At 69.9% G+C, this 25,041-nt stretch carries 23 protein-coding genes and 1 tRNA gene; 10 read left to right on the forward strand and 14 right to left on the reverse strand.

Features of this window, described 5'->3' with window-relative positions; genetic code table 11:
* Positions 1-3 precede the first annotated feature (3 nt).
* The 4 genes from ACE3UA_RS07110 to ACE3UA_RS07125 all read right to left on the reverse strand — a co-directional run bounded on the left by ACE3UA_RS07110 (position 4) and on the right by ACE3UA_RS07125 (position 5,353).
* On the reverse strand, positions 4-3,096 hold the full coding sequence (locus ACE3UA_RS07110; RefSeq protein WP_374643731.1) for a Hint domain-containing protein: 3,093 nt from the start codon (positions 3,094-3,096) through the stop codon (positions 4-6).
* A gap of 176 nt (positions 3,097-3,272) precedes the next feature.
* Positions 3,273-3,932 carry a Hint domain-containing protein gene (locus ACE3UA_RS07115; RefSeq protein ID WP_374643732.1) on the reverse strand — a complete coding sequence of 220 codons (660 nt, stop codon included), beginning with the start codon at positions 3,930-3,932 and terminating at the stop codon, positions 3,273-3,275.
* 406 nt (positions 3,933-4,338) lie between these two features.
* Positions 4,339-4,422, reverse strand: a tRNA-Leu gene (locus ACE3UA_RS07120).
* 43 nt (positions 4,423-4,465) lie between these two features.
* Positions 4,466-5,353: a neutral zinc metallopeptidase gene (locus ACE3UA_RS07125; RefSeq protein ID WP_374643733.1), complete on the reverse strand. Its 888-nt coding sequence runs from the start codon at positions 5,351-5,353 to the stop codon at positions 4,466-4,468.
* Between the two features lie 262 nt (positions 5,354-5,615).
* Here ACE3UA_RS07125 and ACE3UA_RS07130 point away from each other — a divergent pair, with 262 nt between their 5' ends.
* Entirely contained in the window at positions 5,616-6,083 is a 468-nt protein-coding gene (locus tag ACE3UA_RS07130) for a disulfide bond formation protein B (RefSeq protein ID WP_374643734.1), read from the forward strand.
* 88 nt (positions 6,084-6,171) lie between these two features.
* On the opposite strand, the gene ACE3UA_RS07135 is transcribed toward ACE3UA_RS07130, so the two are convergent.
* Positions 6,172-7,389, reverse strand: a complete 1,218-nt coding sequence (locus ACE3UA_RS07135) for a deoxyguanosinetriphosphate triphosphohydrolase (RefSeq protein WP_374643735.1) — start codon at positions 7,387-7,389, stop codon at positions 6,172-6,174.
* 76 nt (positions 7,390-7,465) lie between these two features.
* Between ACE3UA_RS07135 and ACE3UA_RS07140 the strand changes: the two genes are divergently transcribed.
* Both ACE3UA_RS07140 and xth read left to right on the forward strand, forming a co-directional pair.
* Positions 7,466-7,792, forward strand: coding sequence for a HesB/IscA family protein (locus ACE3UA_RS07140; RefSeq protein ID WP_374643861.1), 327 nt, complete (start codon positions 7,466-7,468; stop codon positions 7,790-7,792).
* Between the two features lie 84 nt (positions 7,793-7,876).
* On the forward strand, positions 7,877-8,656 hold the full coding sequence (gene xth, locus ACE3UA_RS07145; RefSeq protein ID WP_374643736.1) for an exodeoxyribonuclease III: 780 nt from the start codon (positions 7,877-7,879) through the stop codon (positions 8,654-8,656).
* On the opposite strand, the gene ACE3UA_RS07150 is transcribed toward xth, so the two are convergent.
* The 5 genes from ACE3UA_RS07150 to ACE3UA_RS07170 form a co-directional block, all read right to left on the reverse strand.
* On the reverse strand, positions 8,653-9,339 hold the full coding sequence (locus tag ACE3UA_RS07150; protein WP_374643737.1) for a M48 family metallopeptidase: 687 nt from the start codon (positions 9,337-9,339) through the stop codon (positions 8,653-8,655). The genes xth and ACE3UA_RS07150 overlap by 4 nt on opposite strands.
* A gap of 43 nt (positions 9,340-9,382) precedes the next feature.
* Entirely contained in the window at positions 9,383-10,564 is a 1,182-nt protein-coding gene (locus ACE3UA_RS07155; RefSeq protein WP_374643738.1) for a VWA domain-containing protein, read from the reverse strand.
* A gap of 89 nt (positions 10,565-10,653) precedes the next feature.
* On the reverse strand, positions 10,654-10,824 hold the full coding sequence (locus ACE3UA_RS07160; protein ID WP_374643739.1) for a hypothetical protein: 171 nt from the start codon (positions 10,822-10,824) through the stop codon (positions 10,654-10,656).
* A gap of 30 nt (positions 10,825-10,854) precedes the next feature.
* Positions 10,855-12,168, reverse strand: a complete 1,314-nt coding sequence (locus ACE3UA_RS07165; protein WP_374643740.1) for a DUF2927 domain-containing protein — start codon at positions 12,166-12,168, stop codon at positions 10,855-10,857.
* A 285-nt stretch (positions 12,169-12,453) separates the two neighbouring features.
* Positions 12,454-13,293, reverse strand: coding sequence for an AAA family ATPase (locus tag ACE3UA_RS07170; protein WP_374643741.1), 840 nt, complete (start codon positions 13,291-13,293; stop codon positions 12,454-12,456).
* A gap of 172 nt (positions 13,294-13,465) precedes the next feature.
* Here ACE3UA_RS07170 and dksA point away from each other — a divergent pair, with 172 nt between their 5' ends.
* Together dksA and ACE3UA_RS07180 are read left to right on the forward strand one after the other, a co-directional pair.
* Positions 13,466-13,888, forward strand: coding sequence for an RNA polymerase-binding protein DksA (dksA, locus tag ACE3UA_RS07175; RefSeq protein ID WP_374643862.1), 423 nt, complete (start codon positions 13,466-13,468; stop codon positions 13,886-13,888).
* A 73-nt stretch (positions 13,889-13,961) separates the two neighbouring features.
* The gene (locus ACE3UA_RS07180) at positions 13,962-15,134 is read left to right on the forward strand and encodes an FAD-dependent monooxygenase (protein WP_374643742.1); all 1,173 of its coding nucleotides are present in this window, start codon (positions 13,962-13,964) and stop codon (positions 15,132-15,134) included.
* Between the two features lie 100 nt (positions 15,135-15,234).
* On the opposite strand, the gene ACE3UA_RS07185 is transcribed toward ACE3UA_RS07180, so the two are convergent.
* The gene (locus ACE3UA_RS07185) at positions 15,235-15,825 is read right to left on the reverse strand and encodes an RSP_2648 family PIN domain-containing protein (protein WP_374643743.1); all 591 of its coding nucleotides are present in this window, start codon (positions 15,823-15,825) and stop codon (positions 15,235-15,237) included.
* A gap of 1 nt (position 15,826) precedes the next feature.
* Positions 15,827-17,041, reverse strand: a complete 1,215-nt coding sequence (locus tag ACE3UA_RS07190) for an RSP_2647 family RNA methyltransferase (protein ID WP_374643744.1) — start codon at positions 17,039-17,041, stop codon at positions 15,827-15,829.
* 148 nt (positions 17,042-17,189) lie between these two features.
* Here ACE3UA_RS07190 and edd point away from each other — a divergent pair, with 148 nt between their 5' ends.
* Together edd and eda are read left to right on the forward strand one after the other, a co-directional pair.
* The gene (gene edd, locus ACE3UA_RS07195) at positions 17,190-18,995 is read left to right on the forward strand and encodes a phosphogluconate dehydratase (RefSeq protein WP_374643745.1); all 1,806 of its coding nucleotides are present in this window, start codon (positions 17,190-17,192) and stop codon (positions 18,993-18,995) included.
* Positions 18,996-19,140: 145 nt separating this feature from the next.
* Complete coding sequence (eda, locus tag ACE3UA_RS07200) at positions 19,141-19,788, forward strand: bifunctional 4-hydroxy-2-oxoglutarate aldolase/2-dehydro-3-deoxy-phosphogluconate aldolase (protein ID WP_374643746.1); 648 nt, start codon at positions 19,141-19,143, stop codon at positions 19,786-19,788.
* A 45-nt stretch (positions 19,789-19,833) separates the two neighbouring features.
* Here the strand turns inward: eda and ACE3UA_RS07205 are convergent, their stop codons facing one another.
* Both ACE3UA_RS07205 and ACE3UA_RS07210 read right to left on the reverse strand, forming a co-directional pair.
* On the reverse strand, positions 19,834-20,109 hold the full coding sequence (locus ACE3UA_RS07205; protein ID WP_374643747.1) for a hypothetical protein: 276 nt from the start codon (positions 20,107-20,109) through the stop codon (positions 19,834-19,836).
* Positions 20,096-22,900 (reverse strand): glutamine-synthetase adenylyltransferase, encoded by a 2,805-nt coding sequence (locus ACE3UA_RS07210; RefSeq protein ID WP_374643748.1) that lies wholly within the window; start codon positions 22,898-22,900, stop codon positions 20,096-20,098. Before ACE3UA_RS07210 ends, ACE3UA_RS07205 begins: the two co-directional genes overlap by 14 nt.
* A 278-nt stretch (positions 22,901-23,178) precedes the next feature.
* Here ACE3UA_RS07210 and ACE3UA_RS07215 point away from each other — a divergent pair, with 278 nt between their 5' ends.
* From ACE3UA_RS07215 to ACE3UA_RS07225, 3 genes are all read left to right on the forward strand, one after another.
* Positions 23,179-23,637 (forward strand): DUF2852 domain-containing protein, encoded by a 459-nt coding sequence (locus ACE3UA_RS07215; RefSeq protein ID WP_374643749.1) that lies wholly within the window; start codon positions 23,179-23,181, stop codon positions 23,635-23,637.
* 133 nt (positions 23,638-23,770) lie between these two features.
* The gene (locus tag ACE3UA_RS07220) at positions 23,771-24,598 is read left to right on the forward strand and encodes an arginyltransferase (RefSeq protein ID WP_374643750.1); all 828 of its coding nucleotides are present in this window, start codon (positions 23,771-23,773) and stop codon (positions 24,596-24,598) included.
* 66 nt (positions 24,599-24,664) lie between these two features.
* Positions 24,665-25,006, forward strand: coding sequence for a winged helix-turn-helix transcriptional regulator (locus ACE3UA_RS07225; RefSeq protein ID WP_374643751.1), 342 nt, complete (start codon positions 24,665-24,667; stop codon positions 25,004-25,006).
* The last annotated feature ends 35 nt before the right edge of the window (positions 25,007-25,041 follow it).

A 25,041-nucleotide genomic window follows, 5' to 3' on the forward strand; every position in this document is an offset into this window, starting at 1 on the left:
GTCCTAGCCGGCCAGCAGCACCCGCGCTTCATGCGCCTTCAGCGACAGTCGCGCGCCGGCAAAGCTGTCGCCATTCGCCGCGAGGTCCGGGAACAGCGCCAGAATCTCGTCACGCACCGCCGCGTCCAGCGTCGAAAGGGTGCGTTCCGCGGGCTGGAAGCTCTCGCTCCAGATCCCGTCCGACTGCACGATCTCATGCCGGTCGAACAGCAGGTGGATATAGCTCACCCCCTCGGCCGGAAGGGCGCGGTCGGCGCCGACAAGATGCAGGGCGGGCACCAGGACCTCGGCCTCGCCGAACAGCATTTCGGCCCTCGCCCCCTCGATCAGCAGCCGGTGCTGCGGCGAGACCAGCATGTCCCGCTGCGGTCCCAGTCCCAGCGCGCCCGCAGCGATCCGCACCGGGCGCAGCGCGGGATTGGCCAGCATCTCGACCAGCGAAACCTCGCGCCGGCCGACCCAGCGCAGCTCCTGCAATCCGTGGTCCCGCGTTTGCACCAGATCGCCCGGCTGCAGCGCCTCGACCGGCACCTCGCCCCGTCCGGTCAGGATCATCGTGCCCGGCGTGAAGCAGGTGACGATATTCTCGATCTCGGAGAAATCGATGGTGCCGATCACGGTCACGCCATCGGGGGCGAGGAAGGTGATCGTGCCCGCTTCCGGATTGCCGTCGGCATAGGCGATCTGGACGCTCTTCCAGCCGTTGGCCGCCACGAATTCGTGCAGGTTGATCTCGTCGAACTCGGTCCCGACCGGCGTCTCGCCGCCCTGGATCGTCTCGCCCATGGCAACATCGCCGTTGCGGATAATGAAGACGTCGTTGCCCTCGCCGCCGAATAGCGAATCCGCCCCCGCGCCGCCCTCGATCGTGTCGTTGCCGGTGCCGCCGTAGAGGCTGTCACCGCCGCCCCTGCCCTCCAGCCGGTCGTTGCCGCCGTTGCCGTAGAAGACGTTGGTATAGGCGTCGCCCGGCACCGTCGAGGAACCATCGAAGCCCAGAAGCACGTCGTCCTGCTCCGAGCCGAAGATCCCGTCCACACCGAGGAGCGTATCGCCCTCCGCGTCGCCGCCCAGGCCGGTGCCGGCCTGCAGATCGACGATGACCCCCTGGGCCGAGCCGGAATAGTCGGCATAATCCATGCCGCTCCCGCCCGAGAGCAGATCATTGCCGGCCCCGCCGGCCAGCGTGTCGTCGCCCGTGCCGCCGACCAGGGAGTCGCTGCCCGCTCCGCCGGACAGCCGGTCGTTTCCGCTACCGCCGTCCAGCGTGTCGTTGCCGGTGCCCCCGGCCAGGCTGTCGTTACCCGCATCGCCCAGCAGCCGGTCGTCATCGGCCCCGCCGTCCAGGGTGTCGTTGCCGCCCCCGCCCTCCAGCGTGTCGTTGCCGGTGCCCCCGGCCAGGCTGTCGTCGCCATCGTTGCCCAGGATCGAATCCGCCCCGGCACCGCCGTCGACAACATCGTTCTCCGCACCGGCGTCGATGCGGTCGTTGCCATCGCCGCCGTCGATCGTATCGGTTCCGGCACCGCCCTGGATCAGGTCATGGCCCGAGCCGCCAGAGATCGAATCCGCCCCGGTCCCGCCGTCGATCGTGTCGTTGCCGCCTCCGCCCAGGATCGTGTCGTCGCCCGAACCGCCCAGGATCGAATCGTTGTCGATGTTGGGCATGGCCTGGAACTGCACGTCCGAGACGTAGATCGTCTGCAGCGCGGTCTCGAGGTTGCCGTATTCGACAACCACGCGCGCGACCGGGCCCGCGATGTTGATCAGGACCGAACCGCCCGCCTCGTCCGGGTCCCGAAGGGAACTGCCGGTGGATACGGAAACGACATTGCCGTTGACGGTCAGCGTGTTCGAATTCTCGGTGAAGGTGACCGGAACCTCGTTGCCGTCGGCGTCGTAGGCGCGCACGGTCACGACGTCACGGAAACTATCCTGGTCAAGATCCGAAATGCGGAAGGCGACATTGCGCACCTCGCCGAGGTAACCCGAGCCCGGGACCGCGGCGAAATCCAGTTGCAACCCGGTGGTGGGCGAGGCGGAAGTCTGGCCGCCCGGACGGAACAGCTCGGCCGCGGAGTTGGGATTGAAGGTCTCGCCCGCGCCGGTGTCCACATAGATCGGGCCGTTGTAGAAATCGTTGCCCGAGGTGGAAGATTCCACCGTCACCGCCGCGCCCGGGATTCCGGCCGTATGGCTTACCGTGACCTGGATGCCGCCGGTATCCTGGGCATAGCCCTGCGCAATGGCCTGGTTGTCGCCGCCGGCCAGGTTCCAGTTGAAGTCAAGGTTGACCGGCGCCGAACCGGAGGACTGGCCGCTGTCGCCGCCGCCCACCAGAAGGTCATTGCCGCCGCCGCCGTCGATCGTGTCGTTCCCGACCCCGCCTTCGATCGTGTTGGCATTGCCGTCGCCGGTAAGGTTGTCGGCATGATCCGAGCCGCGGATGCCTTCGAACCCGCTCAGCGTATCGGTGCCGGTCTGGCTGCCGCTGGCCGAGTTGGTGCCCAGGTTCACCGTGACGCCCGCGGCCGCATTGTCGTAAGAGACGGTATCGTTGCCCGCGTCGCCGAACAGGCTGTCATTGCCCTGGCCGCCCTCGATCGTGTCGTTGCCAGCGCCGCCGCGGATCGTATCGTTCCCGGCCATGCCGCGCAGGTCGTTGTCGCCGCCGTCGCCGGTGATGGCATCGTTGGAGTTGCTGCCGATCACGCCTTCGACCTGCGAGATCAGGTCGTTGCCCTCACCACCGGACGCAGCGCCGGTCGCAAGGTTGACGGTCACAGCCGAACCGGCACCCACATAGCTGACGAAATCGAAATCGTCGCCGCCGACCAGCGTGTCATTGCCGGCGCCGCCATACAGCGTGTCGTTGCCCGCGCCCCCGACGATGCTGTCGGCCCCGCTGTCGCCGTAAAGCGCGTCCCGTCCGTCGCCGCCGTCGATCCGGTCGTTTCCGGCACCGCCAAAGACCGTGTCATCGCCGCCGCCCGCATGCACGGTGTCATGGCCGCCCAGCATGTCATACTTGTCGCCCGACGCGACAAGCGAGTCGTTGCGGGTGTCGTTGCCGCTGGTTCCGGTGATCGTCGACATCTGTTCTTTTCCCCTGCCTCAGTCCCGGCCATCCGTCAGCGGCCTTGCCGACACGCCCGCGCAACAGCGCAAGCGCATCGGTGGCAGCAGTGTTGCGCCACCTGCCCCGAATGCAAGCCCTGTTCCGGTTAATTTTTCGCTAAGATCTGCCGCACACACAACTCGATACCCGGACGTTACACACTGATGCTGCGGGCCTCCTGCGGGGTGGCCAGATGGCGTGCGGGCCCGAAGGCCGCGCGTCCCGCCTCGGTCTTGAGGTCGGGAAAGATCTCGTAAAGCTCAAGCCGCTGGGCATTGCCGATGCTCTTCAGCGACTGGTCGTCGGGATGGAAGCTCTCGGTCCAGATCCCGTCCGCCAGCACGACCTCGTGCCGGTCGCACATGAAGTGGATATAGGTCGTCCCGCTGGACTGGACCGTATGCACCCCGGCCGAGGTCAGGTGTTTCGCCGCCACCAGCACCTCGCGCTCGGCAAAGTGGAGCGGGGTGCGCGCATTGGTGACCAGGATCCGGTGGTTCGGCGAGACCATCATGTCCCGTTCCGGCAGGCCCCGGCCCAGCGATCCCTGCCGCAGGAAGACCGGCAAGAGATGCGGCGCGGCCTGGAAATCCTGGACCTGCATCTGCGTCTTGCCGACCCAGCGCACCACCTGCACGCCGTTGTCGCGGGTAATGACGCGGTCTCCCACCGCCAGATGCTGGACCGGGACTTCCCCGCGATGGGTGGCGATCAGTGACCCGGGCGTGAAACAGGGCGAGACACGAAGCGCGCCGGCCTCAGGGGCGGCGGGGGCCGGAACGGCGCTGGAATGCGAAGGGATACCCAGGGTCATGAACGGCTTCCGGACTGGTCAAAAGAGCGGCACATCGTCTCTTCCAGCATTTACCCCGCTTTACAGAGACTTGGAAAGCGGTTTGTCCCCGGCCTCGGCGAACCTCTGCCCGGGGTTTTCCCGCGCAGATTGAACCCGCCGCGCCCGGAGGTCCGCGCCTTTCCGGACCTCGCGCGGCACGACAGGGCGCGGAGGATGCAAATTGCTTCAAATTACTGAAAAGAAGCCATTTTCCCGGTGTGGTCATTCTTCCCCAACCGTTGATCCCGTGGAAACGGTCGGCCGAGACCGTCGCCGGATTGCGGCTGGCCTTTGCTGCCGCCAGGTTTCCCGCCTGGCGATGAAACCCTTGAAGGCGCCGGGATTGGACGCGGAACGGGAAAGGCCGGAAGGACTGCGGGATGGCTGGTGCCCGAGGCGAGACTCGAACTCGCATGCCTTGCGGCGACGGATTTTGAATCCGCTGCGTCTACCATTCCGCCACTCGGGCCACCGGCGACCCGTGTAAGGCCTGCCGCCGGTGCCGTCAATCGTCAGAGATCGTCGGTCTGGAAGGTGTCGCAATCGGCCAGCTGGCCGGACTGCATCCCGGTCATGAACCAGCGCGAGCGTTGTTCCGAGGTGCCGTGGGTGAAGGTATGCGGCATCGGGCGGCGGCCGGCGTTGCGTTGCAGCGTGTCGTCGCCGATCTGGCGGGCGGCGTTGACCGCCTCTTCCATGTCGCCACGCTCGACAACGCCCAGCATCTCCTGCGCGCCGCGCGCCCAGATGCCGGAAAGGCAGTCGGCCTGCAGCTCGATCCGGACCGAGATCGCGTTCGATTCCGCCTCGCCGACCTGCTGGCGGATCTCGTTAGCCTGGCCGAGGATGCCCAGCTCGTTCTGGACGTGGTGGCCGATCTCGTGGGCGACGACATAGGCGGCCGCGAAATCGCCGCCGGCGCCGAGCTGGCGGTGCATGGTGGTGAAGAAGGCGGTGTCGAGATAGACCTTGCGGTCGGCCGGGCAGTAGAACGGGCCGGTCGCCTCGGTGGCCCCGCCGCAGGCCGAGCGGGTGGCCTCCTTGAACAGGACCAGCGTGGCGGGCCGGTAGCTCTTGCCAAGCTGCTCCTGGAAGACGCCGGCCCAGATCTCCTCGGTATCGGCCAGGACGACCGAGACGAACTCGCCCTCGGCGCGGTCCGCCTCGGTCAGCTCGACCGGCGTTCCGGGGGCGGTGCCGATGCCGCCGTCGGGGCCGAGAAGCTGGCTGGGGTCCACCCCGAGGAAGAGGGCGACGAGGAAGACTACGATCGCCCCGGCCCCGCCGATCCCGCCGGCCCGGACCGTCCGGCCCCCGCGGCCGAGGCCGATGCCGCCCCCCCCGCCGGTGCGGCGGCGGTCCTCGATGTTGCTGCTGCCCCTGCGACCGCGCCATTCCATCCCGTCACCCCTTCTTTCCCGGACCGGCCGTCCACCGTGGACAGCTGGCCGACCACCATAGAAAGCAAAGACTTGGCCGTGGCCATTCACGCATTCTTAACCCCGCGGCCCAGCTTGCAGGGCCCCGCGGCACGATGCTACCCGCAGCCGGGCCGCGGCGGAAGCGGAATGAAAACCACGCGGCTGTGATTTCGGTTCCCCTTTCCCTTGTCCGCCCCCCCGCCTATGGTCGCGGCCGAACAGCCCCGACCGAGACCGGACCATGACCCTTTCCAATCGCCTTCCGATCCTTCTGGCCACCCTGGGCTCGGCGGGCCTTCTGGGCGGGGCCTTCGCCTTCCAGCATATCGGCGGGCTCGCGCCCTGCCAGCTGTGCCTGTGGCAACGCTGGCCGCATGCGGCGGCGATCCTGATCGGGGTTGTCGTCCTGGCGACGGGCTGGCGCGGGCTGGCCTGGGCGGGGGCGCTGGCGGCGCTGGCGACGGCGGGGATCGGGGTCTTCCATGTCGGGGTCGAGCAGTTGTGGTGGGAAGGCCTGGCCACCTGCACCGCGGGCTCGATCAGCGGCATTTCGACGGCCGACCTTCTGGACCCGACCAAGGACGTGGCGCAGGTGGTGCGCTGCGGCGACATCGCCTGGTCGATGCTGGGAGTTTCCATGGCCGGATGGAACGCGATCCTGTCGCTGGTGCTGGCGGGACTCTGGGTGACGGCGGCGCGCAAGGGGTAGGCGTTCGGACCGGGGGCGCTTCGCCCCCCGGACCCCCCGAGAGTATTTCTGAAAAGAGCAAGCCTGTCTGCAGGTTATCCGCGGCTGTTCAGCGCAGGATCGCAGGCGTCGGGCTGCCGCAGAGGCGCTGGTGCTCCTGGATCGCGAAACGGTCGGTCATCCCGGCGACGTAGTCGGCGACGGTGCGGGCAAGCTCGGTCTCGCTGGTGGCGGCCTGCACGTCCGCCTGCCATTCGGGCGGCAGGAGCGTGGGATCGCGCAGGAAGAGCGGGAAGAGGTCGTCGACCATCCGCGTCACCTCGGCCCGCACCTCCATGACGCTGGGCGCGCGGTACATGCGGTGGAAGAGGAAGCCGCGCACCGCCTTCAGATCCTGGTAGAGCGGTTTCGAGAAGCGGATGATCGTGGTGCCCATGTGGCGGATCTCCTCGACCGATTTCGGCTGTGCGGCGGCAAGGCGGTTCTGGGCGACGGCGATCACATCCTCGACCATGCGGCCGAAGACCCGGCGCAGCGCCTCGTGCCGGCGGCGCATCCTTTCCAGGCCGGGATAGAGGCGGTCCACCTCCTCGAAGGCGGGGCCGGTGACGGGAAGCTCCATCAGGTCGTCCTCGGTGAAGAGGCCGGAGCGAAGCCCGTCGTGCAGGTCGTGGTGGGAATAGGCCACGTCATCGGCGATGGCGGCGACCTGCGCCTCGGCCGAGGCATGGGTGTCGAGTTCGAGGTCCCATTGCGCGTTGACCTCGGCCAGCGCGTAGGGAAGCGGCCCCTCGTGCGTCGCATCGGCGTCCGGGCCGGTGACCGGGGCCCCGTCCGGCGAGGCCCGGACGACCGGACCATTGTGTTTCGCAATGCCCTCAAGGGTTTCCCAGGACAAGTTCAACCCGTCGAAATCGGCGTAATGGCGTTCCAGTTTCGTGACGATCCGCAGCGCCTGGGCATTGTGGTCGAAGCCGCCATAGGGGGCCATCAGCCGCTCCATCGCGTCCTCGCCGGTATGGCCGAAGGGGGTGTGGCCAAGGTCATGCGCCAGCGCCACCGCCTCGGCGAGGTCGGTGTTGAGGCCCAGCACCCCGGCGATGGTGCGGGCGACCTGGGCCACCTCGATCGTATGGGTCAGGCGGGTGCGGTAATAGTCGCCCTCGTGTTCCACGAAGACCTGGGTCTTGTGCTTCAGCCGGCGGAAGGCGCTGGAATGGATGATCCGGTCGCGGTCGCGCTGGAAGGGCGAGCGGAAGGAGGAGAGGCCCTCGGGCCAGAGCCTGCCGCGGCTGGCATCGGGTTGGCAGGCATAGGGGGCAAGCATGGCAAAACCTTGTTCGGGCCGGTCGCGTCCCATATATTCGCGGCAGGGCCAGAAGGATACGGGAACAGCCATGGAACTGACGCTGCCGCCACGGGTCACCGACCGGGCCTTTGCCCGGCTGGCCGAGATCGCCGAAGCCACGGGCGAGGCGCGCCCCCTGCGCGTCGCGGTGGATGGCGGCGGCTGCTCGGGCTTTCAGTATTCGATCACGCTGGACGATCCGGCGGCTGACGACCTGGTGCTGGAGAAGGACGGCCAGCGCGTGCTGGTCGATCAGGTCAGCCTGCCCTTCCTGGCCAATGCGGTGATCGACTTCACCGACGAGCTGATCGGCGCGCGCTTCGTGGTCGAGAACCCGAACGCGAAATCCGGCTGCGGCTGCGGCACCAGCTTCTCGATGTGACCGGCCGGGAACCGAAGCTTCGATCCGTGGCTTGATCCGGCGGGTCCGGCGGGCCTAGAAGGAACGGGCGGAGGGCCCCAGCCGATGAAACTTGCGACCTTCAACATCAACGGGATCAAGGCGCGGGGCGAGGCCCTGGCGGCCTGGCTGGCCGAGGCCGCGCCGGATGTGGTCTGCCTGCAGGAGATCAAGTCGGTGGACGAGGCCTTTCCCCGCGAGGGGCTGGAGGCGATCGGCTACCGGGTCGAGACGCATGGCCAGAAGGGCTTCAACGGGGTGGCGATCCTGTCGAAACTGCCGCTGCGCGATCTGCGGCGCGGCCTGCCGGGGGATGACGGCGACGAGCAGGCGCGCTGGATCGAGGCGGTGGTCGAGGGGCCGCGGCCCCTGCGGATCTGCGGGCTGTACCTGCCGAACGGCAATCCGGCGCCGGGGCCGAAGTTCGACTACAAGCTGGCCTGGATGGCGCGGATGGAGGCGCGGGTGCGCGAGCTGCTGGCCAGCGAGGAGCCCTTCGTCTGCCTTGGCGACTATAACGTGATTCCCCAGGCCGAGGATGCGAAGAAGCCCGAGGCCTGGGTCACGGATGCGCTGTTCCTGCCGGAAAGCCGGGCGGCCTTTCACCGGCTGGTGAACCTTGGCCTGACCGATGCGGTCCGGGCACGGATGCCGGGGCCGGGGATCTATACCTTCTGGGACTACCAGGCCGTCGCCTGGGAGCGCAACAACGGCATCCGTATCGACCATGTGCTGCTCTCGCCGCAGGCCGCCGACCGGCTGCAGGAGGTGGGGATCGACAAGGCGGTGCGGGGCAAGGAGAAGCCCTCGGACCATGTGCCGGTCTGGGTGCGGCTGGCGGATTAGCCCAGCCAGCGCGCCTCGTTCGCCTCGATCGCGGCGATGCGCTCCTCGACCCCGGGGTGGCTGAGAAGCCAGGCCGGGATGCCCTCGGCCCGGCTGCGGGTCAGCGCGTCGAGCTTGCGGAACAGCGATTTCTGCGGGCCGGTGCCGATCCCGGCCTTGATCAGCAGGGCCGAGGCATAGGCGTCGGCCTCGAACTCGTCCCGGCGCGAGAGCCGGGCCATCAGCGCGGTCGAGATCAGGTTGGCGAGCCAGATGCCGACGACCGGCAGGACGCGGTTCAGCAGCGCCGAGAGCATGACGAAGACCGCGTTCTGGCCGGTGAAGTCGATCATCCGGCGGCGCATGTGGCCCTGGGCGACATGGCCCAGTTCATGCGCGATCACGCTGGCCAGTTCCTCGGCCGAAACCTCGCCGCGCGCCTTGCGGTTCAGGAAGCCGCGGGTCAGGAAGATGCGGCCGTCGGGGGCGGCGAGACCGTTGATCGGCTCGACCTCGAAGACATGGACGCGGATCTCGGGCAGTTCCATCGCCGCGGCCATCCGGTCGGCCAGGCGGGTGATCGCGGGATCGGTTAGGGGCCGCGAGTTCTCGTCCAGGACCCGGCGGGTGCGCCAGACCGAGAAGCGAAGCATCGCCCAGGCGTAAAGCACGGCCAGCAGGAGGGGGAGGAGAAGCTTCGACATGCCCCGGATATATGGGGAGCGGCGGGGCCGGGCAATCCGCGGATCAGCGCAACCCGCGGATGCCGCGGGAGAGGCCGTCCAGCGTCATCGGCACCATGCGATCCTCGAAGATCCGGCGGACCAGCGCGGTGGAGCGGGTGTGGCGCCAGTCGCCCTCGGCCACCGGGTTGACCCAGAGGTGATGCGGCCATTGCGCGCGCAGGCGTTGCAGCCAGACCTCGCCCGCCTCGCGGTTCCAGTGCTCGTTCGCGCCGCCGGGATGGGTGATCTCGTAGGGCGACATGGCGGCATCGCCGACCAGGATCAGCCGCCAGTCCGGCCCGTAGGTGCGGATCACGTCCCAGGTCGGCGTCTGGTGGTCCCAGCGCCGCCGGTTGTCGCGCCAAAGCCCCTCATAGACGCAGTTGTGGAAATAGAAGACCTCAAGGTGCCGGAACTCGGCCTTGGCGGCGGTGAACAGCTCCTCCATCACCCGCACATGCGGGTCCATCGAGCCGCCGATGTCCAGCATGAGCAGCACCTTCACCGCGTTGCGCCGCTCTGGCCGCGTCTGCACGTCCAGCCAGCCCTGCGCCGCCGTCGCCCGGATCGTGCCGTCGAGGTCCAGCTCCTGAACCGCCCCCTCGCGCGCCCAGCGGCGCAACCGGCGCAGCGCCAGCTTCATCGTCCGCGTGCCGATCTCGGCCTCGCCGTCGAGGTTGCGGAACTCGCGCCGGTCCCAGACCTTGACCGCGCGGCGGTGACGGCTTTCCGCCTGCCCGATGCGGATGCCTTCCGGGTTGTAGCCATAGGCGCCGAAGGGAGAGGTTCCGGCGGTGCCGATCCATTTCGAGCCGCCCTGATGCCGGCCCTTCTGTTCCGCCAGCCGCTCGCGCAGCGTCTCCATCAGCTTGTCGAAGCCGCCGAGCGCCTGGATCGCCGCGCGCTCCTCGGCCGAGAGGTGGCGTTCGGCCAGCTTTTCCACCCAGTCGCGCGGCAGGTCCAGCGCGTCCAGGATCCGGTCCTCGGTGATCGCCTCCAGCCCATGGAAGGCGCGGGCGAAGGCGCGGTCGAAACGATCGATATGGCGTTCGTCCTTGACCAGCGTCAGCCGGGCAAGGTGGTAGAAGCCTTCGGCGTCGTAGATCACCAGCCCTGCGGCCATGGCTTCCAGAAAGGCCAGGAACTCGCGCAGCGAGACCGGCACGCCTTCCTCGCGCAGGGTCTGGAAGAACGGCAGGAACATGCGTCAGCCCCCGGTTTCTGCAAGGAAACCGGATCGGGCCCCTTGCAGGCTCTGATGCGGAACTGTCGGCAATTCCGCCCGCGCCATGATCAGTTCAGGAGCATGCGGTCGAGGATCAGCGTCAGGAACAGGCCGATCACCCCGAAGAGCATGGCATGGACGGCGGCCCATTGCGCCATGTCGGCGCCCTTGCCGCCCCGGCGACGCGCGGTCCAGCCGCCATAGACGATGCCCAGAAGCACCCCAGCGATGACGATCATTCTGCCCCTTTCATGGGGCCGCCTGCCCCCTCAGCCGCCTGAAGCGCGCCCGGCCACGGCGGCGATGTCGCGCATCCGGACCTTGACCACGCTGTCAGGGCCGAAGCCATAGCGCGCCCATGGCTGACTGTCGAGCCGCAGCGCCGCCGCCGCCGCGGGGTTGCCCAGGGCCTCCAGCGCCTCGGCCTTGACCAGCATCAGCGTCGCCAGCAGCGCCGCATTGCCGCTTTGGCGGACCACGGGCATGGCGCGGTCGGCCAGCCGCACGGCCTCCTCGGGCAGGCCGCCGGCCAGCGCCATGGCGGCAAGCTGCATGTCGACATGGGCAAGCTGCACCTCGCCCCCCGGCAGGCGCGACCAGATCGCGCCGGCGCGGTCGAAGGCCTGCAGCGCGCGCAAGGGATCGCTGCCGGCGGTCAGGCGGCCCACCGCGAAATGGCTGAAGGCGGCGCGGCTGTCCTGCCAGCCGGCGGCGGTCGCGATGGCAAGCGCCCGCTCGGCCGCGCCCTGGCGCGCGCCGGCCGGGCCGTTGCGCCCCAGCGCCGCCTCGATCGCCCGGACCCATTCCAGCGGGGTGTCGCTTCCGGTCCGGCCCGGCGCGACGCCCAGCCGCGCCGCGACCTCCTGCCGGGTCATGCCGGTGGCAAGCGCGGGGGAATAGGTCAGGCGCAGGATTTCCATGTCGAAATCGGTCAGGGTCGAGTGGAAATTGTCGTCGTTGAAGACGCTGTCCGACAGCCGGTACAGGTCGTTCAGCGGCCCCAGCGCCTGGGCCAGTTCCTCATGCAGGCAATCGCGCATCTCCTGCGGGCTGGTGTCCAGCGGGATGAAGACCGCCGCCCGTTCGCGCCGGGTGATCCGGGCCCAGTCCACCGCCGCCGTTCCCCGCGCGCGGCGGTATTCGGCCAGCGAGCCCACGTTCGGCACCACGAAACAGGCCGCCTGCGGCGCCAGCGGGCGCAGGGCCGCGCGGCGGGCGAATTCCACGGTGATCCGGGCCGGGCCCTCGGTGAGCGCGATGTCGATCCCCGCCTCGTCCCGCAGACGCGCGACGAGTTGCTCAAGATCGCGGCGGGCGGTGGGCGGAACCTCTCCGGCGGTGGCCAGGGTGATCGGCCCCTCGAAGCGGGTGAAGCGGGCCAGCTCCTGCCCGCTTTCCAGCGCGAAGCTGAGGTCGATGAAATCCCGGCCGGGCGAGTGGCCGGCCTGCCCCCCGGTCCAGCCCGCGCGCGGCGACAGCGCGCCGAAGCCGACGCCGGTCAGCGGCACGTCCTTCGACACCTGCGCCGGCGGCGTGCAGCCGGCCAGCGCGGCAAGGGTGAGGGCAGCAAGGGCAAGGCGCATCGGCAGGACCCGGAACAGTGCCCCGGAAGCCGGGGCGCAAGGCCCAGTGTCGGGGCCAGCCGCCCCGCGAGTCAATTCCGGAAAAACCGCGCATTTTCCGGGCACTACTCCTCGCGGTTGAAGTGGGTTTGCCCGCCAGATCTATTGGGTGCCGTCACGGCAGCGTCGCCGTCACGTCCCTGCCGCGCGCGGCCGAGGAGGTCCCGGATGATTCGCGCGCCTGAAATCGCCCCGAAACGGCCCCCCGGCGAGGAGTGCACGAAGTGCTCGACGAGCGGTCCGGCGCTACCGTTGTCCCCGGGCGATGAAGGCCAGCCGCTCGAACAGCTGGACGTCCTGTTCGTTCTTCAGAAGCGCGCCATGCAGCCGCGGCAGCGCGCCGTGCGGATCGCGACGCAGGTCCTCGGGGCCCAGATCCTCGGCCAGGAGGAGGCGCAGCCAGTCCAGCACCTCGGAGGTCGAGGGCTTCTTCTTCAGACCGGGCACCTCGCGGATCTCGAAGAACCGGGTCAGCGCGGCGGTCAGGAGCTGGTCCTTGATGTCGGGGAAATGCACCCGGACGATGGCGGCCAGCGTCTCGGGATCGGGGAAGCGGATGTAGTGGAAGAAGCAGCGGCGCAGGAAGGCGTCGGGCAGTTCCTTCTCGTTGTTCGAGGTGATGATGACCACCGGCCGAGCCTTGGCGCGGATGGTCTCGCCGGTCTCGTAGACATGGAACTCCATCCGGTCGAGTTCCTGCAGGAGGTCGTTCGGAAACTCGATGTCGGCCTTGTCGATCTCGTCGATCAGCAGGACGACGCGGCCCTCGGCCTGGAACGCCTGCCAGAGCTTGCCCTTGCGGATGTAGTTGGCGACCTCGTGGACACGCTCGTCGCCCAGCTGGCTGTCGCGCAGGCGGCTGACGGCATCGTATTCGTAAAGCCCCTGCTGCGCCTTGGTGGTCGATTTCACATGCCATTCGATCAGCGGCAGGCCAAGGCTCGCGGCCACCTGGCGGGCCAGCTCGGTCTTGCCGGTCCCCGGCTCTCCCTTGACCAGGAGCGGACGTTGCAGGGTCACGGCCGCATTGACCGCCAGCGCCAGATCCCCGGACGCGACGTAGCTTTCGGTCGTGGAGAATTTCATGGCGATTACAACGTCCTGATCCCGCAAATTTCACAAACCCTACCTTTGGGCACAAAAACTCGCAACCGCTAGTGACAATCGGATGGGCTTGGGATAGAGCCGCGCCATCAGGAGCGCGTCGATGACAGAAGCCCACCTGTCGGAGCGATCCGGCGCCAAGGAGACAGTTTCGATGAAGGCCGAGGTTTTCCTGCCCGACGACTACCGTCCCGCCGAGGACGAGCCCTTCATGAACGAGCGCCAGCTGGAATATTTCCGCCGCAAGCTTCTGACCTGGAAGCAGGAACTGCTGGACCAGTCGGCCGAGACCATCGACAGCCTGCAGGACAGCGCCCGCAACGTGCCCGACATCGCCGACCGCGCCTCCGAGGAGACCGACCGCGCGCTGGAACTGCGGACCCGCGACCGGCAGCGCAAGCTGGTGGCCAAGATCGACGCGGCGCTGCGCCGGATCGAGAACGGCGAGTTCGGCTATTGCGAGGTCTCGGGCGAGCCGATCAGCCTGAAGCGGCTGGACGCGCGGCCCATCGCCACGATGACGCTGGAAGCCCAGGAAAAGCACGAGCGGCGCGAGAAGGTGCACCGCGACGACTGACGCCTGCCCGGCGACTGCTTTTGCGTTCGACGCCGGGCCGATGGTCCGGCGTTTTCACTTCTCGGGGGTCCGAATGAGCCTGATCGGTCAAACCGTCATCGTCGCCGGCGCGGGCATCGCCGGTCTTGCCGCGGCACGGGCGCTGGCGCTGCGCGGGGCGCATGTCACGGTGCTGGAACAGGCGGATGCGGTCCGCGAGGTGGGGGCGGGGCTGCAGGTCTCGCCGAACGGGGCGGCGGTGCTGCGGGCGCTGGACCTGCAGGCCGGGCTTGACGCCGCCTCGATGCGGGCCGAGGCGGTGCAACTGGTCGACGGCCCCACGGGCGAGCCGGTGGCGCGGCTGGACCTTGGCCGGTTGCGCCCCGACCAGGGCTATCATTTCCTGCACCGGGCCGATCTGATCGACCTGCTGCTGAAGGCCGCCACCGCGGCCGGGGTGAAGCTGCGGCTTCTGGCGCGCGTGGCCTCGGTCGATCTGTCCGGCCCCCGCCCGGCGGTGCTGCTGGACTCCGGCGAGCGGCTGGACTGCGGGCTTCTGGTCGGGGCGGATGGCCTGCATTCGCGGGTCCGCCTGGCCCTGAACGGGCCCGAGGAGCCGTTCTTCACCCGCCAGGTCGCCTGGCGCGCGGTGATCCCGGCCGAAGCCGGCGCCGCCCCGGTGGCCGAGGTCCACATGGGCCCCGGCCGGCACCTGGTCAGCTATCCCCTGCGCGGCGGCACCCTGCGCAACCTCGTCGCGGTCGAGGAGCGCGACCGCTGGGCCGAGGAAAGCTGGACGCTGCGCGACGATCCGATCGACCTGCGGCTGGCCTTCCAGGGCTTCTCGCCCCGGGTGCGCGGCTGGCTGGACCGGGTGGAGGATCCCTGGCTCTGGGGCCTGTTCCGGCATGAGGTGGCGGGAACCTGGGTCAGCCCGGCGGGGGTGGCGATCCTGGGCGACGCCGCGCATCCGACCCTGCCCTTCCTTGCACAGGGGGCGAGCATGGGGCTGGAGGACGCCTGGGTTCTGGCGGATTGCCTCGGCCGCGCGGCGGCGATCCCCTCGGGGCTGGCGGCCTATCAGGCCCGGCGCAAGCCGCGCGCGACCCGGATCGTCGCCGCCGCCAATGCCAATGCCCGCGCCTATCACCTCGCGGGCCTGCCCCGCCTGATCGGCCACGCCGGCCTGCGCCTTCTCTCCCGCCTGTCGCCCGGCACGATGATCAGCCGCTTCGACTGGCTTTACGGCCACGACGTGACCCGCTGACCCCGCGCAGGCTGCGCTACGGCGCACCTTCCAGCGCCATGGTCACCGCGCAGGCTGCGCTACGGCGCACCTTCCCGGCCTTCGCCCTTCGCAGGCCGCGCTACGCAGCCTCCAGCGCCTTCGCCAGCCGATACAGCCGCGCCCGCTTCAACAGCGCCTTCAACGCGACCGGCTGGCCCGAGATCGCCTCGGCCCTGGCCCGCACCGCCTCGACCACCCGCGCCATCGCCTCGGGATGGCGTGACTGCAACTCCCAGAGGAACCCGTCCGGGTCGCGCCGCCTGAGGCCCTCGGCCGCCAGGACATGGCCGGGGAAATCCTGGGCGTTGAAGGTGACGATGGCATCCGCCCCGCTGGCGATGGCGGTGGCAAGGACATGACGGTCGTTCGGGTCGGGCAGCAGCAGCCGCGCCTCGATGTCGGCGCGTTCCGCCACCAGCCCGCGCGGGAAGGCGGCGCGCAGGCCCGCCGCCTCGGCCGCCGCGATCGCCGGGGCCTCGGCGCCAAGCTTGGCGGTGGCCAGCACCCATTCCCGCAGGATGCGGTCCGAGAAGACCGGCCGGTAAAGCCCTTCCTGCGCGGCCCCCTGCAGGATCTCGCGCAGGACGGTCGGATAAAGGACGCAGGCATCCAGCACCGCCCGCTGCGGGTTCAGCGCAGGCGCAGGCGCAGGGTGGGGACTGTCGCCCACCCTATCCGTCCAGCCGGAAGGCCAGGGCCTTGAGATAGGAGGATTCCGCCAGTTGCGGCAGCACCGGATGGTCCGGCCCGGCAAAGCCGGTATGGATGATCTGCCCCCGCCGCCCGCCGCGCCCGATCCCCCGCGCGCTGGCATTGCGGAAGGCCTGCAGGTCGGCCGCATGGCTGCACGAACACAGCACCAGATAGCCCCCCGGCGCCACCAGCGGCGCCGCCAGCCGGGCGATCCGCTCATAGGCGCGCAACCCGGCCTCCAGCGCCGGCTTCGCGGGCGCAAAGGCCGGCGGGTCGCAGATCACCAGGTCGAACCGCGCACCCTCGGCCCCCAGGGCCTCCAGCACCTCGAAGGCATCGCCCTGCCTTGTGGCGAAGCGATCCCCCATGCCCGAGGCCCCTGCCCCGGCCTTCGCCAGGTCCAGCGCCGCGGCCGAGGCATCGACGGCCAGCGCGCCCTCCGCACCCCCGGCCAGTGCAGCCAGCGCAAAGCCCCCGACGTGGGAGAACACGTCCAGCACCCGCCCGCCCCGCGCCAGCCGCGCCGCGAAGGATTGGTTCGGCCGCTGGTCGAAGAAGAGCCCGGTCTTCTGCCCGCCCATCACATCGGCCATGTAGGTGGCACCGTTCATCGCCACCGCCACCGGCCCCTCGGGCGCGGGCCCATGCACCACTGCCATCTCCTCGGCCAGGCCCTCCAGCCCGCGCGCCCGGCCCTGGCCGTTCTTGACCACGGTGGCGACGCCCGTCACCGCCACCAGCGCCGCCACCAGCGCGGGCAGATGCGCCTCGGCCCAGGCGGCGTTCGGCTGCACCACGGCGACCGCGCCGAAACGGTCGATCACCACGCCCGGCAGCCCGTCGGCCTCGGCATGGACCAGCCGGTAGAAGGGCGCGTCGAACAGCCGCTCGCGCAGCGCCAGCGCCCGGGCCAGCCGCGCGCGGAACCAGTCCTCGTCCACCACGGCCTCGGGGTCGCGGTCCAGCATCCGGGCGATGATTTTCGACTTCGGGTTGACCGTCACCAGCCCCAGGGGCCGGCGCTCGCCATCCTCCAGCACCGCCAGCGTGCCGGGCGCCAACCCCTGCGTGCGCCGGTCGGTCACCAGTTCATCGGCATAGACCCAGGGAAAGCCATGGCGGATCGCCCGCGCCTCGGCCTTGGGCTTGAGGCGGACGGTGGGAATGCGGCGGGAGTCGGTGTTGTCATCCATGCCCCGCCATAGCCGATCCGCCCCGGATGCGGAAGCCATGCCGCTGGCAAAGCCGGCCGCGCGCGCTATCCTTTGCCCGGCCCTTCCCACCCATCTTGTTAGCGCTAACAAATGATGCTACAGCAGCACCAGCCGCCCGGAGGACCAAATGACCCTGCATCCCGTGATCGCCCGCGTCACCGACCGCATCCGCGCCCGCTCCGAGGCGACGCGGGGGCTGTATCTGGAGCGCATGGGAAAGGCGGTATCCGACGGCCCGGTCCGGGCGCATCTGAGCTGCGGCAACCAGGCCCATGCCTATGCGGCGATGGGCGCGGCCAAACCGGCGCTGGCGGCGGCAAAGGCGCCGAACCTCGGCATCGTCACCGCCTATAACGACATGCTCTCGGCGCACCAGCCCTATGAGGCCTATCCCGCCCTGATCCGCGGCGCGGCGGCGAAGGCGGGGGCGACGGTGCAGGTCGCGGGCGGGGTTCCGGCGATGTGCGACGGGGTCACGCAAGGCCAGCCGGGGATGGAACTGTCGCTCTTTTCCCGCGACGTGATCGCGCTGGCGGCGGGGGTGGCGCTTTCGCACAACTGCTTCGACGCGGCGCTCTATCTGGGGGTCTGCGACAAGATCGTGCCCGGCCTGGTCATGGCGGCGGCGGCCTTCGGGCATGTGCCCGCGGTCTTCGTCCCGGCGGGCCCGATGACCAGCGGCATCCCGAACGACGAGAAATCCCGCGTCCGCAACGCCTTTGCCGAAGGCCGCGCCAGCCGCGAGGAGCTGATGGCGGCCGAGATGGCCAGCTACCACGGCCCCGGCACCTGCACCTTCTACGGCACCGCCAACACCAACCAGATGCTGATGGAAGTCATGGGCCTGCACCTGCCCGGCGCCAGCTTCGTGAACCCCGGCACGCCGCTGCGCGAGGCGCTGACGGTGGCGGCGGTGGAACGCGCCGCGGCGATCACGGCGCTCGGCAACGACTTCCGGCCGGCGGGCGAGATCCTGGACGAACGCGCCTATGTGAATGGTATCGTCGGGCTGATGGCGACGGGGGGCTCGACCAATCTGGTCCTGCACCTGCCCGCCATGGCGCGGGCCTCGGGCGTGCTCCTCGACCTGCAGGATTTCGCCGATCTCTCCGAAGCCGTGCCTCTCATGGCCAAGGTCTATCCGAACGGCCTTGCGGACGTGAACCATTTCCATGCCGCCGGGGGCCTGCAATTCCTCATCGGCCAGCTGCTCGACGCGGGCCTCCTGCACCCGGACGCAAGGACCGTGGCCGGCGACGAGCTTGCCGCCTATCGCCGGGAACCCGTCCTGACCGGCGGCCGCCTGGCCTGGCGCGATGGCCCCGGCGCCAGCCTGAACGACCGGATCCTGCGCCCCGCCGCCACTCCCTTCGCCGCCTCGGGCGGGCTGAAGCTTCTCGCCGGCAACCTCGGGCGCGGGGTGATCAAGGTCTCGGCCGTCGCGCCCGAACGCCATGTGATCGAGGCCCCGGCCCGCGTCTTCCACAGCCAGAACGCGGTGAAGGCGGCGTTCCGGGCGGGCGAGTTCACCGCCGATACCGTGGTCGTCCTCCGCTTCCAGGGCCCGCAGGCGAACGGGATGCCCGAGCTTCACTCGCTGACGCCCACGCTCTCGGTCCTGCAGGACCGCGGGCTGAAGGTGGCGCTGGTGACCGATGGCCGGATGTCCGGCGCCTCGGGCAAGGTGCCCGCCGCGATCCATGTCTCGCCCGAGGCCGCCGCCGGCGGTCCCCTCGCGCGGCTGCGCGACGGCGACCTGATCCGGCTCGACGCCGTGGCGGGCACGCTGTCCGTGCTGGCCGAGGGCTTCGAGGCCCGCGCGCCCGCCACCGCCGACCTCTCCGCCAACGAACACGGGATCGGCCGCGACCTCTTCGCCGCCTTCCGCCGCCACGCCGGCCCCGCCGATACCGGGGCCGCGCTGGTCATCTGACCCGCGCGCCCCAACCGTCGCGGCCTCCGGCGGGAGTATTTCCGAAAAGAGCAAATCCCCTGCCGCTTGCTCTTTTTCCAAATACTCCCGCCGGAGGCTCCCGCCCATCCCCCTTCCCGACGCCGGAACAGACAGGAACCAGACCATGACCCCCGCCCAGCAATCCCTGGAAGCCGCCCGGATCTGCCGCCTCGCGCCGGTGATCCCGGTCCTGGTGATCGACGATCTCGCCCATGCCAGGCCCCTGGCCGAGGCGCTGGTCGCGGGCGGCCTGCCGGCGCTGGAGGTGACGCTGCGCACGCCCGTGGCGCTGGACGCGATCCGGGCGATGGCCGGGGTGCCGGGGGGTGTCGTCGGGGCGGGCACGCTTCTCACCCCGGCGGACGTGAAGGCGGCCAAGGCGGCGGGCGCCACCTTCGGCGTCTCTCCCGGCGCGACCGATAGACTGATCGCGGCTTGCGAGGACGAGGGCCTGCCGCTCCTCCCCGGCGCCGCGACCGCCTCCGAGATCATGGCGCTTCTGGAACGGGGCTATACGGTGCAGAAGTTCTTCCCGGCCGAACAGGCGGGCGGCGCGGCCTACCTCAGGTCGATCGGTTCGCCCCTGCCGCAGGTCGGCTTCTGCCCGACCGGCGGGATCGGCCTGAAGATCGCGCCCGGCTATCTGGCGCTGAAAAACATCCTCTGCGTCGGCGGCAGCTGGGTCGCGCCGAAAGAGGCGATGGCCAAAGGCGACTGGGCGGAGATCACCCGGCTGGCCCGCGAGGCCGCAACGCTTGCCCGCAGCGCGTAAGCGATTTCCGAACGGAAATCGGCCCGGAATTCGTTCGAATTCCGGTTACGCCCCGGCCCCCTGCCGCCCGATCCGGCCCCCGCGGCGGCGCGCCGGTTCGGGCGCGGTCAGGGCCTGCTGCAGCACCGCCGACATCGGATGCCCGGGCGCGGCCAGCGCATAGGTCGCGATCAGCACGCGCACCGCATCGGCCTCGGCGCGGCCGACCGGGATCGACAGCGCCCAGTCCATGAAGATCGACCGGCATTCGCCGGGCGTGATCCCCTCGATCCGGTAGCTTTCCCGCACCAGCCCCTTCGGGTCCGCCTCAGCCAGGTCCATCGCCCGTCTCCCCATTCCCAGCCCCCACCAGCCGCGTCACCGCCGCTTCCGCCTGCCCCGCCGCCCGCGCCAGATCCGCGGCCAGCGCCTCCGCATCCGCCGCCCCGGTCTCGCGCAGGACGAAGGCACGGCCGCCCTCGCCCAGCCGGTCCCAGTCCAGCGCGCCCTCGCTCAGAAGCCGCGCCGCCGCATGCAGCCGCCAGAGCAGCCTGTAGGCCGAAGCCAGCGCCTGCGCGTCCGAATCCGGCACAATCCGGCCATGTTCCGTCGCAGTCTGGCCCGCCGCGATCTGCCGTTCCACGCCGCGCGCCGGGCTGCCCGCGATCAGCGCCAGGGTCTCGGCGGCCAGTTCGATGTCCATGATCCGCCCCGGCCCGTTCTTCGCGTCCCAGGGGCCCTGCGCCGGTTTCGCCGCCTGCAGCCGCGCCCGCATCCCCGACACATCCGCCCGCACCCCCGCGCCCTGCCCCTTGGCGCGCAGAAGCGCCCGGCGGAAGGCCTCGACCTCGCCGGCAAGCGAGGCCTCGCCGGCCAGCACCCGCGCCCGGGTCAGCGCCAGATGCTCCCAGGTCCAGGCCTCGGTCTCCTGATAGGTGGTGAAACTGGCCAGCGCGGTCGCCACCGGCCCCGCCCGGCCCGAGGGGCGCAGCCGCATGTCGACCTCGTATAGCCGTCCCTCCGGCATCTGCGCCGTCAGCGCCGTGACCAGCGCCTGCGTCAGCCGCGAATAATAGGGCCGCGTCGCCAGCGGGCGCGGCCCGTCCGAGCCCTCGACCCCCTGGTCGTCATAGATCACGATCAGGTCCAGGTCCGAGCCTGCGTTCAGCCGCCCCGCCCCCATCGAGCCCATGCCGATCACCACCGCGCCGCGCCCCGGCATCGGCCCGTGCTTGCGGGCGAAATCCGCCGTCACCTCGGCCCAGATCACGGAAACCACCGCCTCGGCCAGGTCGGCATATTGCTTGCCGGCCTCGAATCCGTCGATCAGCCCGCGCAGATGGTGCACCCCCACCCGGAAGTGCCATTCCTTCATCCAGCGCCGCGCCATCGACAACCGCGCCTCGTAGTCGCCGCCATTCGCCAGCCTCGCGGCCAGTTCCGCCCGCAACCCCGCCATCCCCGGCCAGTCGCCCCAGAAACTGCCGCCGATCACCCCGTCCAGCACGGCGGCGTTGCGCGACAGATACAGCGCCAGCGCCGGGGCCGAGCCGGCGATATCCACGATCAGCTCGATCAGCGTCGGATTCGCCTCGAAGAGCGAGAAGATCTGCACCCCCGCCGGCAGGCCGGAGAGGAACCCGTCCAGCGCCACCAGCGCCTCGTCCGGATTGGCGGCGCGGGCGAGTTCCTTCAGCAGCCGCGGCCGCAGCCGCCGGAAGATCGCCTGCGCCCGGTCCGAGCGCAAGGCCGGATAGCTTTCCCAGCGACGCGTGATCTCGCGCGCGGTCTCCGACAGTTCCGGCCCCTCCTCGGTCGCGCCGGGGGCGAAGAACCCCTCGGTCAGCCGGTCGGTCCGGGAAAGCCGGTCCAGAAGGTCGCGGCGGAACTCCGTTTCGGACTGGCCGCAGAAGGCGGCGATGCGGGCCACGCCCTCGGCCGTGGCGGGCATCGCATGGGTCTGCGCGTCGTTCACCATCTGCAGCCGGTGCTCGACCTCGCGATGCGCGCGGTACAGCGCGGTCAACTCGGTCGCGGTCCCGGGCGCGACCCAGCCCTTCCCCGCCAGCGCCGCAAGGCCGCCGACCGTGGTCCGGTCGCGCAAGGAGGGGTCGCGCCCCCCGGCGATCAGTTGCCGGGTCTGGGTGAAGAACTCGATCTCGCGGATGCCCCCGGCGCCCAGCTTCATGTTGTGGCCCTCGACCGTGATTGGCCCGTGCAGGCCCCGGTGGTCGCGGATGCGCAGGCGCATGTCATGCGCATCCTGGATCGCCACGAAATCCAGGTGCTTGCGCCAGACGAAGGGGGTGAGCGCCTTCAGGAACCGCTCGCCCGCCTGAAGATCGCCGCCGCAAGGCCGCGCCTTGATATAGGCGGCGCGCTCCCAGGTGCGGCCCTCGGCCTCGTAATAGGCCTCGGCCGCCGCCATCGACAGGCAGACCGGCGTCACGCTGGCATCGGGGCGCAGCCGCAGGTCGCTGCGGAAGACATAGCCATCGGTCGAATCCGACAGGATCGCCGTCATCCGCCGCGTGACCTTGATGAACGACGCACGCGCCTCCTGCTCCTCGCCGGGATAGCGGCTCTCGTCGAAGAGGCAGATCAGGTCGATGTCCGAGGAATAGTTCAGCTCCCCCGCCCCCATCTTGCCCATGGCGAGCGCGACCATCCCCCCCGCCACCGCCGCATCCTCCGGCGTCGCACCGGGCAGCTTGCCACGGCGGATCTCCTCGGCCACCTGGGTGACCAGCGCCAGATGCACCGCGCGGTCGGCCAGCCGCGTCAGCGCCCCCGTCACCGCCTCCAGCGGCCAGACCCCGCCCAGGTCGCACAGCGCCGCCAGAAGCGCCACCCGCCGCTTCGCCTGCCGCAGGGCCAGCGCCAGCGCGTCCGGCGCCACCCGGCCGGGCGCATCAAGCGCCGCCTCCAGCGCCGACTCGGGCGCCTCGACCGCCTCGCGCAGCCAGTCCGCCTCGCGCAGCATCAGCCCGCGCAGATAGGGGCTGCAGCCGGCGGTCCCGGCCATCAGCGCCATGACCTCGGGCGCAAAGCCCGGAAGCTCCTGGCGCAGGTCTTCTGCGGCGGCGGGATCGAAGGCGATGGGCTGGCGGGTGATGCGGGCGGCAAGGCTCATGCGCGGACCTTGCGGCGCGGCCAGGCAAGGGTCAAGTGCTTGCTCTTTTCGCAAATACTCTCGGGGGTTTGGGGGTGAAACCCCCATCAGCCGAGGAGGCGGGCGAAGTCCCGCCGACGAGAGGAAGAGTCTTCGCGCGACGGCGCTCGAGTCACCAGCGGTCCGGACCCGCCCGGAAACGTGATGTAAAATATCTTCACATACCCCTTGATCGCAGGCCGGGACGCGCGCATCTTCCCTTATGTGAAATAGCTTCACATCAACCTGGAGACCCGCCGATGTACACCACCACCGACACCGCCCGGCCTGGCGGGATCCGCAACGCCTTCCGCCGCGGCGAGGCCTGGCTTGACCAGCGCGGCAAATGGGCCTGGATCGCCCTGATGATCCTGGGCTTCATCGTCAACCCGCTTATCGGCCTTGCCGTCCTCGCCTACATGATCTGGGGAAAACAGATGTTCGCACGCACCTGCGGCCAGCGCCGCCAGCATGACCAGTCCTGGGGCCGCCGGTCCGCGCAGCCGACCGGCAACAGCGCCTTCGACAGCTACAAGGCCGATGCCCTGCGCCGGCTGGAAGACGAGCAGGCGGCCTTCGAATCCTTCCTGCAGCGCCTGCGCAACTCCAAGGACAAGACCGAGTTCGACGCCTTCATGGACGAACGCGCCCGCGCCAATGCAACCGGGACCGCGGCCGAACCCAAGGCCGAGGCCGACAACCGCCCCGGCGAATACTGATGCGAACCGACCCCGCCCGGAGCCGCTCCGGGCGGGGTTGCCCGCCTTCCCGCCGCCGGCGTTTTCGCCGCTTGGCGGATGGCCGCACTCTTGCTAGGGTGGCGCGGTTTCCAAACCCTTGCCCGGCCCCCCGATGCGCCACACGCTTCCCCTTGCGCCCCAGTTCTATGTGACGGCGCCCCAGCCCTGCCCCTATCTTCCGGGCCGGATGGAGCGGAAGCTGTTTACCGCGCTGCAGGGCGAACATGCGCAGAAGCTGAACGACACCCTGTCGAAACAGGGCTTCCGCCGCAGCCAGAACGTGCTTTACCGCCCCTCCTGCGCCGAATGTTCGGCCTGCCTCTCGGCCCGGATCCGGGTGGCCGATTTCCAGCCCTCGCGCACGCAGAAGCGGATCCTGAGACGCGCGGCCGGCCTGCGCCGCGACCCGACCTCGCCCTGGGCGACCGAGGACCAGTTCGCCCTCTTCCGCCGCTATCTCGACCAGCGCCATGCCGACGGCGGCATGGCCGACATGGACATCTTCGAATTCGCCGCGATGATCGAGGAGACGCCGATCAAGAGCCGCGTCGTCGAATACACCCGCCCGCCCGGAGAGGGCGAGCGTGGCCGCCCCCTCGCCGCCGTCTGCCTGACGGACGTGTTCGACGACGGGCTGAGCATGGTCTACAGCTTCTACGACCCCGACCTGACCGCGCTCAGCCTCGGCACCTATGTCATCCTCGACCATGTCGCCATCGCGCGCGAGGCCGGGTTGCCCTTCGTCTATCTCGGCTACTGGGTGCCCGGCAGCCGCAAGATGGGCTACAAGGCCGGCTTTTCGGGGCTCGAGATCTACAAGGGCGGCGAATGGGGGCCGATCGGCAAGCCGGCGGACCATGACGCCGACCTGCATCCGCTCTCCGTCGACCCGATCGCCGAGCAGGTCGCCCGGCTCAGCCTGCCCGACACCCGGTTCTGAGGGCCGGCGCTTGCCCCACCGCCCCGCGCCCCCTATCTTCAGCCGAAGCACAGCACGGCGCGCGCCATGACCCACAAGAACCGCACCCCGCATCCGATGTGTCCGCTTTCGGACTGCATGGCCTTCATCGGCGGGGCTTGGACCCCGAACATCCTGTGGCATCTCGCGACCGGCCCGCGCCGCTTTTCCGAACTGCGCGCCGACATCCCCCTCGTCTCGGCCAAGGTCCTGACCCAGCGCCTGCGCGAGCTTGAGGAGCGCGGCATCCTGGTCCGCGCCATGTCGCAGGCCAGCGCCCTGACCGTGGAATACCGCCTGACCGAGCTTGGCCATGAATTCATGCCGGTGGTCCGGGCCATCGCCGAGGTCGGCCAGCGCCTGAAAGGACGTAACGTCGCGGCAGCCTGACCTTGGACGGTTGACCATGGGGTTTTCGCCACGCT

The sequence above is a fragment of the Tabrizicola sp. genome (assembly GCF_041919135.1).
Lineage (GTDB): Bacteria > Pseudomonadota > Alphaproteobacteria > Rhodobacterales > Rhodobacteraceae > Tabrizicola.